Origin of the sequence: Yersinia aleksiciae (genome assembly GCF_001047675.1) — a bacterium.
Taxonomy (GTDB): Bacteria; Pseudomonadota; Gammaproteobacteria; order Enterobacterales; family Enterobacteriaceae; genus Yersinia; species Yersinia aleksiciae.
In genome coordinates this window covers 973,675-984,962 of sequence record NZ_CP011975.1, presented here as the reverse complement: position 1 = coordinate 984,962, position 11,288 = coordinate 973,675, and the positions used below count along the sequence as shown (strand labels likewise).

Below are 11,288 nucleotides of genomic sequence, written 5' to 3'. Positions count from 1 at the left end.
AACCGTATTGTGGCGTCAAGTTACGCCACAATACGGACCAAACTGAATACCCACTGCCCGATTTAACGACCGCTGGTTAATTTTTCCAGATCGGATTCAATCTCAGAAATCTTATTGGCGACAACGCTTTCTAAATGATGCAAGTCATCCAGAATTTTACGTTTCAAATCAACTTCAATCTGATCTCGTTTGCACAGTTGATCTAACTCATCAATGACATAACGTAGATTCGGATTAATTTCATTGATCTCTTTGTAGCCATGACCGGCATTATCAGCCACAACGGTTTTACGTTGGCGTGGGTATTTAAATTTCACACTCTTGGCAAAAAACTCGCCTTTATCTTTGCGGAAGTAAATTTTCAGAATGTCGTTATTGGCCTCCTGACGCAGGCTATAGCGATCGACATCTTCTGGTTGTGTGATTCCTAAGCTTTTCAGATTGTCATACATAGCGCCACCTTTTAATATTTTATATTCCACAGTTTATGATTATGACGGTAAATACCATCTTAATATGTGATTGCAGGCGATATTCTTTGTCCTTGAATTAAGTCAGCAACAAGGCAAAAAAATAGCGGGTGGTTAGCCCGCTGGTTCAATGTTAGTCGATGGTACGTAATAACTCATTAATACCGACTTTTCCGCGCGTTTTCGCATCAACTTTCTTCACGATAACCGCACAGTACAGGCTGTAGCTACCGTCTTTCGATGGCAGGTTGCCTGAAACGACAACAGAACCCGCTGGAACACGGCCATAGTGGATCTCACCGGTTTCGCGATCATAAATACGGGTGCTTTGACCAATAAATACACCCATGGAGATAACGGAGCCCTCTTCAACGATAACCCCTTCAACCACTTCTGAACGTGCACCAACAAAGCAGTTATCTTCGATAATGGTTGGGTTAGCTTGCAGCGGTTCCAGTACGCCGCCAATGCCCACACCACCGGACAAGTGAACGTTCTTACCAATTTGCGCGCAAGAACCCACAGTCGCCCATGTGTCGACCATGGTGCCTTCATCAACGAAAGCGCCAATATTCACATAAGAGGGCATCAGCACAGTATTACGGGCAATAAACGCGCCTTTGCGCACAGTGGCTGGCGGCACGACACGGAAGCCTTCGCGCTGGAAACGAGCTTCGTCATAACCGGCGAATTTCATTGGCACTTTATCGTAGTAGCGGGTTTCTGCGCCTTCCATGACTTGGTTGTCATTGATGCGGAAAGAGAGCAGAACCGCTTTCTTCAGCCATTGGTGAGTGACCCACTGACCGTCAATTTTTTCTGCAACACGCAGTGCGCCAGTATCAAGCAGATCAATCACGTGGTTAATCGCTTCGCGAGTTACGGTGTCTACGTTAGCCGGAGTAATATCTGCACGGCGCTCGAAGGCAGTTTCAATCACGTTTTGTAGTTGTTGCATCCTGTTCTCTTCCCTAACATTTATACCCTTTTTATTTGAAGCTGCTGCCTTGCTACAACTTCAATAAATTTGGGTAGCGGTTGTAAGTAAATTAATGGCTAAAAAGTTATTTGTATCACAGTTTATCGTTCGGATTGAGGGTATCTGTCAACCGTTGTGCTAATTCACGGCGCGTTTCAACACTCAATGCGCGGCGATCTTTGTCGGCTAACACAAATAGATCCTCCACCCGTTCGCCGATCGTCGTAATACGTGCGCTATGTAGCGATAATCCTAAATCGGCAAAGATCTCGCCAACACGAGCCAGCAAGCCCGGCTGGTCCAGCGCAGTCAGCTCTAGATAAGTCCGGCGCTCATTATGCGTCGGCAAAAAGTTAGTTTCAGTCGGTACGCTGAAATGCCGCAGCTTAGGTGATAGACGCCTGACGCGCGGATGCTGATAGTTCGGCTGCGTCATGGCCTGCTCCAAGGCATGACTGATGATGGGATGTCTGTCTTGCGCCAGTGGGCTGCCATCTGGCTCCAGCACGACAAAAGTATCCATCGCCATCCCATCACGGTTGGTGAAAATCTGTGCGTCATGGACACTCAGGTTGCGGCGATCCAATTCGCCGACAACCGCGGCAAATAGCGATGGGCGGTCAGGGCTCCAGATGAATATTTCGGTACCACCACGGGTTGCCTGATGGCTAACTAATACCAGCGGCTTGGTGGAGTCATGGGCCAGTAAATGGCGGGCATGCCAAGCTAATTGATTAGGTGAATGGCGCAGGAAGTAATCAGCTCGGCAGCGGCTCCAGATACGATGTAACGCTTCTTCATCAATATTATCCATCCTCAGCAGCGCTAGGGCCTGTAGCCGATGGTGGCGGACACGCTCACGCAAATCTGGACTATTTTGCATGCCACGACGTAGCTGTTTCTCTGTCGCAAAATAGAGTTCGCGTAACAGGCTCTGTTTCCAGCTATTCCACAGGGTTTCATTGGTGGCGCAAATATCGGCCACGGTTAGGCTGACTAAATAGCGCAAGCGAGTTTCGCTTTGCACCTCGGCGGAGAATTGCTGGATAACATCCGGGTCCTGAATGTCTCGGCGCTGGGCTGTTACTGACATCAATAAATGGCAGCGCACTAACCAAGCGACCAACTGAGCCTCGCGTGAGTTAAGCCCATGTTGCTCAGCAAACTCCAGTACATCGTGAGCGCCCAGTATTGAATGGTCACCACCACGGCCTTTGGCAATATCGTGGAATAGCGCCGCGAGTAGCAGTAATTCAGGTTGAGGCAGGCGTGGATAAAGCTCGACACATAAAGGATGCTGTGGCCGCGTTTTTTCATCGGCGAAACTTTCGAGCTTAAGGAGCACCCGAATCGTGTGCTCATCAACGGTATAAGCATGAAACAGGTCAAACTGCATCTGGCCGACAATGCTGCCCCATTGCGGCATATAGGCCCACAGCACGCTGTGGCGGTGCATCGGCAGTAATGCGCGAGAAACCGCACCGGGGTGGCGCAAAATGGCCATAAACAGCTTACGGGCTTCAGGAATGTGACATAGCGGTTGTTTCAGATGCCGACGCGCATGACGCAAGCGGCGCACTGTGGTGGAGTAGATGCCTTTGATTTCCTGATTGCGCACCATCAGGTAAAACATGCGCATAATCGCTTCGGGCTGCTGTACAAAGAGGTTCTCATCACGCAAATCAATGAGATCACCACGTAACTGAAATTCATCATCCAGTGGACGCGGCTTTTCATTGGTATCCAGTGCCAGTATGGCTTCGTCAAACAGCTGCAACAGCATATTGTTCAGTTCGCTGACCCGGCGTGTCATACGATAAAAGTCTTTCATCATATGTTCGACCGGTTGATTGCCTTCGCCCTGATATTGCAATAGTTGGGCAACGCTCAGTTGGCGATCAAATAGCAGGCGGTTATCGTAACGGGTCAATACCAGATGCAGCGCAAAACGGATGCGCCATAAAAAACTCTGGCTTTCAATCAGTTCATTGCGCTCAGCTTTGGTCAGAAAACCAAAATCAACCATCTCACTTAGCGAAGTGGCACCAAAATGGCGGCGCGCCACCCAGAGCAGGGTATGGATATCCCTTAACCCGCCGGGGCTGCTTTTGATGTCTGGCTCGAGATTGTAGCTAGTACCGTGGTAGCGCTTATGCCGCTCTTGCTGCTCGACAATCTTGGCATGGAAGAATTGGGGGGAGGGCCAGAATCCATCGCTAAAAACGTGTTTTTGCATCTGTAAGAACAGGGCCACATCGCCGCAAATCAAGCGAGATTCAATCATATTGGTGGCGACGGTGAGGTCGGCTAGCCCCTCCAGCAAGCACTCTTCTAGCGTTCGTACGCTATGGCCCACTTCCAGCTTCAGATCCCATAGCAATGTTATCAATTGACCAATTTGCTGAGCATGCTCATCATTCAGGCGCTGTCTACTCAGCACCAGCACATCAATGTCTGACAGTGGATGCAGTTCGCCACGGCCATAGCCACCGACGGCGACCAGCGCGGTTTCTGGCACCTCATCAAAGCCGTAGAATGTCCATAACCGTCGCAACAGACGATCGATGTAATCACTGCGCGCAGCAATTAATGTTTCGGCACTGATTCCGCCGTTGAATGCTTCAGCCAGCCAAAATTGAAATGCCTCAAGCCGTTGCTTGAGTGTCGGGCAATTAAGCTCACCATCAAGATAGGTGCTGGGTGATGCGGGCTGCTCAGGAATAGTCAGCGTGAGCGCGCGTGATTCAGAGTGCTCGGTATGATTTTCAGACATATGTTTACCCGATGAATGTATACCTGATAAAAAATGCAGCCCATAAAAAAGCCGGCGGGGGCCGGCTTGTCGTTATTACTCGTGCGTTATGATGTTGGGGATGGTGTCATCCTTTCGCAACGTCATTATTTCGCAGCCGTTATCCGTCACCACAATAGTATGCTCATACTGTGCCGACAAGCTGCGATCTTTAGTTTTTACTGTCCAGCCGTCTTTCATGGTGCGAATGCGGTAATCCCCAGCATTGACCATGGGTTCAATGGTGAACGCCATACCCGGTTGCAGGACGACACCGCCGTCATCTGCATCGTAGTGCAGCACTTGTGGCTCTTCATGGAAACCTTCGCCAATGCCGTGACCACAATATTCACGCACCACAGAGAAGTTCTCCGCTTCCACAAACTTCTGGATCTCTTTACCCAGCGTGCGCAGACGGATACCCGGTTTGACCATTTTGATGGCCAGATACAAGCTCTCTTGTGTCACGCGGCACAAGCGCTCACCCAAAATAGTCGGTTTGCCGACGATGAACATTTTTGAGGTATCGCCATGGAAGCCATCTTTAATCACGGTAACGTCAATATTCACGATATCGCCATCTTTCAGGACTTTTTCATCACTTGGGATACCGTGGCAAATGACCTCATTAACCGAGATACACACGGATTTCGGAAAGCCGTGATATCCCAGACATGCAGAAATGGCCTGCTGGTGGTTGGTGATATGGTCGTGACAAATGCGGTCGAGCTCACCGGTGGATACCCCAGGTTTGACGTGAGGTTCAATGATCTCCAGCACTTCAGCAGCCAAGCGGCCAGCAACGCGCATTTTTTGAATATCTTCAGGTGTTTTGATTGAGATTGCCATGCAAAAGTGTCCGTAGGGGCTGTGAATATCAGCCGCCATTATTAATATGACCTTCGTACTTGAGGGGCAGGGGCGAATTTGCTACCGACCTGTCACTCCAAATTCTCGGGGCATAGATGCAGAAAAAAACAGGTGAATGTCGATTAATAAAAAATCTGTCGCCAATGTTACCAGCCCTGCAATTTGCTGCCAAACTTTCGTTTGCCGTGGCGACACTATATGCAACAAAAGTTGGTGTGTCGTGACTGTTTATGGTATAAAGCGCGCCGGCGAACCGTACTCTGTTCCTGGACATGTTCTAGTGGCAAATGCGTTGTTTAGCTGAGTAATACCAATCGCACTCATATGTGTAAATAACACACACGTGTCGACACATACGCCGGGGTGCCCTAAAGTTTTTGATTAATATCAATCGCTTATGGGGTCGGCGTTATGGGACACGTGGAGGCATAACCCCAACTGATACTATAGAGGTTTTAATCATGGCAACTGTTTCCATGCGCGACATGCTCCAGGCCGGTGTTCACTTTGGTCACCAAACCCGTTACTGGAACCCGAAAATGAAGCCTTTCATCTTCGGCGCACGTAACAAAGTTCACATCATCAACCTGGAAAAGACCGTACCACTGTTCAACGAAGCTCTGGCTGAATTGAAAAAGATCTCTTCCCGTAAAGGTAAGATCTTGTTCGTTGGTACTAAACGCGCAGCAAGCGAAGCGGTAAAAGACGCTGCCAACAACTGCGACCAGTTCTTCGTGAACCATCGCTGGTTGGGCGGGATGCTGACTAACTGGAAAACTGTTCGTCAGTCCATCAAACGTTTGAAAGATTTGGAAATCCAGTCTCAAGACGGCACCTTTGACAAGCTGACCAAAAAAGAAGCGCTGATGCGTACTCGTGAGCTGAACAAGCTGGAAAACAGCCTGGGCGGTATCAAAGACATGGGCGGTTTACCAGACGCTCTGTTTGTTGTTGATGCTGATCACGAACACATCGCTATCAAAGAAGCTAACAACCTGGGTATCCCGGTATTCTCTATCGTTGATACTAACTCCGATCCAGATGGCGTTGACTTCATCATCCCAGGTAACGACGATGCAATCCGTGCAGTTAAACTGTACCTGAGCGCTGTTGCTACTGCCGTCAATGAAGGTCGTTCTCAAGATCTGGCCGTTCAAGCGGAAGAAAGCTTCGTAGAAGCTGAATAATAAGTCAGGCTCGCTGGAGCCCTTATTAACCAGGTATTGAAATATGTTGGTTAGGGGGGCCTTTTATAGGCCCCCTTTGCGTATCTAATGTGAGATCTTGTCTTCACAAGAGAACCGAGGAAATTTAAATGGTTGCTATTACCGCTGCTTTGGTAAAAGAACTGCGTGAGCGTACTGCCGCAGGCATGATGGAATGTAAAAAGGCGTTGGTTGAAGCTAACGGCGACATCGAGCTTGCCATCGACAATATGCGTAAATCTGGTCAGGCTAAAGCTGCCAAGAAAGCAGGTCGTATCGCTGCTGAAGGTATCATCCTGGCTAAAGTTTCAGCCGACGGTAAATTTGGTGTGATTCTGGAACTGAACTGCGAAACTGACTTCGTTGCTAAAGATGCTGGTTTCAAAGCATTCGGCGAAGAAGTTATCAATGCAGCTCTGGCTGACAAAATCGCTGATATCGACGTTCTGAAAGCTAAGTTCGAAGAACAACGTGCAAACCTGGTTGCTAAAATCGGTGAGAATATCAATATTCGCCGTATTGCTGCGCTGGAAGGCGACGTTCTGGGGACTTATCTGCACGGCGCACGTATCGGCGTGATGGTTGCTGCAACTGGCGCTGATGAAGAGCTGGTTAAGCACATTGCTATGCACATTGCTGCAAGCAAGCCTGAATATGTTAAGCCAGACGATGTTCCTGCTGAAGTTGTTGCTCGTGAGCACCAAATTCAGTTGGACATTGCTATCGAATCCGGCAAGCCACGTGAAATTGCTGAGAAGATGGTTGAAGGCCGTATGCGTAAGTTCACCGGCGAAGTTTCTCTGACTGGTCAGAACTTCGTTATGGACCCAAGCAAAACTGTTGGCGATCTGTTGAAAGAGAACAAAGCTGACGTTGTAAACTTCATCCGCTTCGAAGTGGGCGAAGGCATCGAGAAAGCTGAGACTGACTTTGCTGCTGAAGTTGCAGCAATGAGCAAACAGTCTTAATGCTAAAAATGGGGCCGCCAATAGGCGGTTCCATTTTATTCACCCTGAATTTCGTCCGCTCAGTTTTCAGCGCGAAGCACTGCCTTGAACACCTGAGGGTCAAGTCCCCAATATTATTACTGCTGCTTAGGACAGAACACCATGGCAACCAATGCAAAACCCGTATATCAGCGTATCCTGCTTAAGCTTAGTGGCGAAGCCCTGCAAGGCGCCGAAGGTTTTGGTATCGACGCAAGCGTTTTGGATCGCATGGCTCAAGAAGTTAAAGAGCTAGTCGAATTGGGCATTCAGGTCGGTGTGGTCATTGGCGGTGGTAACCTATTCCGCGGTGCCGGTTTGGCACAGGCAGGGATGAACCGCGTCGTGGGCGACCACATGGGAATGCTGGCTACCGTTATGAACGGCCTGGCAATGCGAGATGCACTGCACCGTGCCTATGTGAACGCCCGCCTGATGTCAGCTATTCCATTGAATGGCGTGTGTGATAATTACAGCTGGGCTGAAGCTATCAGCTTGCTGCGCCACAACCGCGTGGTGATTTTTGCCGCCGGTACTGGTAACCCCTTCTTCACCACTGATTCTGCTGCCTGTCTGCGTGGTATTGAAATCGAAGCTGATGTTGTGTTGAAAGCCACCAAAGTCGATGGGGTTTACTCCGCAGATCCGGTGAAAAATCCTGACGCGACGCTGTATGAACAGCTAACCTATCAGGACGTTTTAGAGCGTGAACTGAAAGTTATGGATCTGGCCGCCTTTACTCTGGCTCGTGACCATAATCTGCCAATTCGCGTCTTCAACATGAATAAGCCTGGCGCTCTGCGTCGCGTGGTGATGGGTGAGAATGAAGGGACGTTGATCACTAAAGAAGTGACCTCGATCGCTAAATAAGCAGTTGCCCATCCTGTCGGGGGGATCTCGATTGAAGATTTGCCCCTCTAGCCAGCAACTGTTGGTTTGTATATTCACCGGCTATACTGAAGTTATGGCCTGCCAAGTAACCAGTTTTCAAGGGTTAACAACGTGATTAACGAAATTAGAAAAGATACTGAAGTGCGCATGGAAAAATGCTTAGAAGCTTTCCAGAACCATATCAGTAAGATCCGTACCGGCCGTGCTTCTCCAAGTATTCTTGATGGCATTCAGGTTGAGTACTATGGCACTGCTACGCCATTGCGCCAGTTGGCTAACATCGTTGTTGAAGACTCCCGAACTTTGGCTTTGACTGTTTTTGACCGTAGCCTGAGCGCTGCAGTTGAGAAAGCGATCATGACTTCTGATTTGGGTCTGAACCCTTCTTCTGCTGGCACCGTTATTCGTGTTCCACTGCCAGCATTGACTGAAGAGCGCCGTAAAGATCTGATCAAAGTTGTTCGTGCAGAAGCAGAGCAGGGCCGTGTTTCTATTCGTAACGTGCGCCGTGATGCTAACGAAAAAGTGAAAGCTTTGTTGAAAGATAAAGAGATCAGCGAAGACGAAGATCGCCGTTCTCAGGATGAAGTACAAAAGCTGACTGATGCATTTATCAAGAAAGTTGATGCTGCATTGGCTGCGAAAGAAGCCGAGCTAATGGATTTCTAATCCTCATTCATAATTGCAAAGCGCTGCTTAGGTGGCGCTCTGCTTTTAGCTGAATCAATATTTTTAGCTGATCTAATATTTTATTATATCAATGTATTATCGGCGAAATATGCTGTCGGCCAATTTGTTATGAATCACAAAGCGCCATAAAATTGGGCTCGAGGATATTAATAATACCGCCTGTCATGAAGGATGGTTAACACCTCGCCTATCATAAAAACAGTTATTCAGAGCACTCTCATGAAGCAACTGACTATTCTTGGTTCTACTGGTTCCATCGGCAACAGCACTTTGGGTGTTGTGCGCGCTAATCCTGAATTATTCAAAGTCACCGCCTTGGTTGCTGGACGTAATGTCGAACAGATGGCTCAGCAATGTCTTGAATTCGCTCCCCGTTACGCTGCAATGTCCGATGAAACATCGGCTAAAGCACTGCGCCTGCTATTGGCTGAGCAGGGTTCAAGAACCGAAGTGTACTTTGGCGAAAAAGCTGCCTGTGAACTGGCTGCGTTAGATGATGTTGATCAAGTCATGGCGGCGATTGTCGGTGTTGCAGGATTATCTTCTACACTGGCGGCGATCCGTGCGGGTAAACAGGTATTACTGGCTAATAAAGAGTCACTGATTACCTGCGGCAAACTGTTCATGGATGAAGTTAAGAACAGTAAAGCGCAGCTGCTGCCAATTGACAGCGAGCATAATGCGATTTTTCAGAGTTTACCTGAAAGAGTTCAGCGCCAATTAGGCTACTCTTCATTGAGTGATAATGGCGTTTCTAGCATCATTTTGACTGGCTCTGGCGGTCCATTGCGTGAAACCCCTTTATCGCAATTCGCGGATGTCACGCCGGATCAAGCTTGCGCTCATCCAAACTGGTCTATGGGCCGTAAAATTTCGGTCGACTCCGCGACAATGATGAATAAAGGACTGGAGTATATCGAGGCTCGTTGGTTATTTAATGCCAGCGCAGAACAAATCGAGGTGATTTTACATCCTCAATCCGTCATTCACTCGATGGTGCGCTATCATGATGGTAGTGTACTGGCACAGATGGGAACACCTGACATGCGTACGCCTATAGCGCATGCAATGGCCTACCCAATGCGAGTTAATTCCGGCGTAGCACCACTGGATTTCTGCAAAATACGTGAACTGACCTTTGCCACACCGGATTACCAACGTTATCCGTGTCTGAAACTGGCAATCGATGCTTGTCACGCAGGGCAGGCTGCAACAACAGCGCTGAATGCTGCAAACGAAGTTTCTGTCATGGCATTTTTAGATTCTCAGATTCGTTTCACTGATATTGCGGTAATCAATAGAGCGGTAGTGGAGCATTTATCGTTGCCAGAACCCAGTAGTGTGGATGAGGTGTTGGTGATTGATCGTAAAGCCCGTAATACAGCTGCGAAAGCCATCGCAAAACTGAATAATTCAGAGTTACTGTCTGATTTGGGAATTTGTTAGGGCAAGGCTGAGATGATATAGTCTGCACCGTCGATGGAGAGATAGACTGTTGATTAGTGGCCCAATAGGTATTTAAACCGTCTATTTTGGCTGTCACTTAAGAAGCCGTGACTTGGTACACGGCTTTTTTTGTGCGCTTACTGCCTAATGTTCGGGACGAACAATTGATTTATTGAGGAAATGATTTCGCATTATGTCGTCTGTAAATGAAGATAGGGCTAACTTGTCGCCCCTGATGCCACGCCATGTTGCTATCATTATGGATGGTAATGGGCGCTGGGCTAAAAATCAGGGTAAATTAAGGGTTTTCGGTCATAAAGCGGGAGTGAAATCAGTTCGTCGCGCGGTAAGTTTTGCGGCCACTCATCATTTGGATGCGCTCACGCTTTATGCTTTCAGTAGTGAAAACTGGAACCGCCCTGCTCAGGAAGTCACCGCCCTGATGGAGCTTTTTGTTCGTGCGCTGGACAGCGAAGTAAAAAGCCTGCATAAACATAATGTTCGTTTATCGGTTATTGGTGATATCAGTCGATTTAGTGAACGTTTGCAACAACGGATCCGTCGCTCAGAAACGCTAACAGCAAATAATGACGGTCTGAAACTCAACATTGCTGCTAATTATGGTGGGCGTTGGGATATTATTCAGGGTGTGCGCCATTTAGCTGAACAAGTACAGCGAGGGGAACTGCAATCCACAGATATCAATGAAGAATCGCTAAACTCGCATATCTGCCTACATGAGCAATCTGAGGTGGATTTAGTGATCAGAACCGGTGGTGAACATCGCATCAGTAATTTCTTGTTGTGGCAAATTGCCTATGCAGAACTTTACTTTACTGATGTACTCTGGCCTGATTTTGATGAACATGTCTTTGAAGGTGCGCTGAATGCATTTGCACAACGCGAGCGTCGCTTCGGGGGAACTACACCTATCGATGCCACTGCATCCTAGGGGGAACT

10 protein-coding genes are annotated in these 11,288 nt (G+C 48.3%); 6 read left to right on the top strand and 4 right to left on the bottom strand.

Features of this window, described 5'->3' with window-relative positions:
• Positions 1–62 precede the first annotated feature (62 nt).
• The 4 genes from ACZ76_RS04670 to map form a co-directional block, all read right to left on the bottom strand.
• The gene (locus tag ACZ76_RS04670; protein WP_048617244.1) at positions 63–452 is read right to left on the bottom strand and encodes a DUF3461 family protein; all 390 of its coding nucleotides are present in this window, start codon (positions 450–452) and stop codon (positions 63–65) included.
• 151 nt (positions 453–603) lie between these two features.
• Complete coding sequence (gene dapD / locus ACZ76_RS04665; protein WP_004391708.1) at positions 604–1,428, bottom strand: 2,3,4,5-tetrahydropyridine-2,6-dicarboxylate N-succinyltransferase; 825 nt, start codon at positions 1,426–1,428, stop codon at positions 604–606.
• A gap of 115 nt (positions 1,429–1,543) precedes the next feature.
• Entirely contained in the window at positions 1,544–4,222 is a 2,679-nt protein-coding gene (glnD, locus tag ACZ76_RS04660) for a bifunctional uridylyltransferase/uridylyl-removing protein GlnD (protein ID WP_048617241.1), read from the bottom strand.
• 75 nt (positions 4,223–4,297) lie between these two features.
• Positions 4,298–5,089: a type I methionyl aminopeptidase gene (gene map, locus ACZ76_RS04655; protein ID WP_048617239.1), complete on the bottom strand. Its 792-nt coding sequence runs from the start codon at positions 5,087–5,089 to the stop codon at positions 4,298–4,300.
• A 482-nt stretch (positions 5,090–5,571) separates the two neighbouring features.
• On the opposite strand from map, the gene rpsB reads away from it, so the two are divergent.
• From rpsB to ispU, 6 genes are all read left to right on the top strand, one after another.
• Positions 5,572–6,297, top strand: a complete 726-nt coding sequence (gene rpsB / locus ACZ76_RS04650; RefSeq protein ID WP_004715071.1) for a 30S ribosomal protein S2 — start codon at positions 5,572–5,574, stop codon at positions 6,295–6,297.
• Between the two features lie 128 nt (positions 6,298–6,425).
• Complete coding sequence (tsf, locus tag ACZ76_RS04645) at positions 6,426–7,283, top strand: translation elongation factor Ts (protein WP_048617236.1); 858 nt, start codon at positions 6,426–6,428, stop codon at positions 7,281–7,283.
• Positions 7,284–7,424: 141 nt separating this feature from the next.
• A complete protein-coding gene (gene pyrH / locus ACZ76_RS04640) occupies positions 7,425–8,171 on the top strand; it encodes a UMP kinase (RefSeq protein WP_005185746.1) in 747 nt (248 codons plus the stop codon).
• Positions 8,172–8,303: 132 nt separating this feature from the next.
• On the top strand, positions 8,304–8,861 hold the full coding sequence (gene frr / locus ACZ76_RS04635) for a ribosome recycling factor (protein ID WP_004874494.1): 558 nt from the start codon (positions 8,304–8,306) through the stop codon (positions 8,859–8,861).
• Positions 8,862–9,101: 240 nt separating this feature from the next.
• Complete coding sequence (gene ispC, locus ACZ76_RS04630; RefSeq protein WP_048617231.1) at positions 9,102–10,328, top strand: 1-deoxy-D-xylulose-5-phosphate reductoisomerase; 1,227 nt, start codon at positions 9,102–9,104, stop codon at positions 10,326–10,328.
• A gap of 193 nt (positions 10,329–10,521) precedes the next feature.
• On the top strand, positions 10,522–11,280 hold the full coding sequence (ispU, locus tag ACZ76_RS04625; RefSeq protein WP_048617230.1) for a (2E,6E)-farnesyl-diphosphate-specific ditrans,polycis-undecaprenyl-diphosphate synthase: 759 nt from the start codon (positions 10,522–10,524) through the stop codon (positions 11,278–11,280).
• The last annotated feature ends 8 nt before the right edge of the window (positions 11,281–11,288 follow it).

Bases quoted from the DNA above. Each gene is read 5' to 3' on its own strand.
- ispU (WP_048617230.1), top strand. From the start codon at position 10,522: ATGTCGTCTGTAAATGAAGATAGGGCTAACTTGTCGCCCCTGATGCCA.
- ACZ76_RS04670 (WP_048617244.1), bottom strand. From the start codon at position 452: ATGTATGACAATCTGAAAAGCTTAGGAATCACACAACCAGAAGATGTC.
- rpsB (WP_004715071.1), top strand. From the start codon at position 5,572: ATGGCAACTGTTTCCATGCGCGACATGCTCCAGGCCGGTGTTCACTTT.
- tsf (WP_048617236.1), top strand. From the start codon at position 6,426: ATGGTTGCTATTACCGCTGCTTTGGTAAAAGAACTGCGTGAGCGTACT.
- dapD (WP_004391708.1), bottom strand. From the start codon at position 1,428: ATGCAACAACTACAAAACGTGATTGAAACTGCCTTCGAGCGCCGTGCA.
- ispC (WP_048617231.1), top strand. From the start codon at position 9,102: ATGAAGCAACTGACTATTCTTGGTTCTACTGGTTCCATCGGCAACAGC.
- glnD (WP_048617241.1), bottom strand. From the start codon at position 4,222: ATGTCTGAAAATCATACCGAGCACTCTGAATCACGCGCGCTCACGCTG.
- map (WP_048617239.1), bottom strand. From the start codon at position 5,089: ATGGCAATCTCAATCAAAACACCTGAAGATATTCAAAAAATGCGCGTT.
- pyrH (WP_005185746.1), top strand. From the start codon at position 7,425: ATGGCAACCAATGCAAAACCCGTATATCAGCGTATCCTGCTTAAGCTT.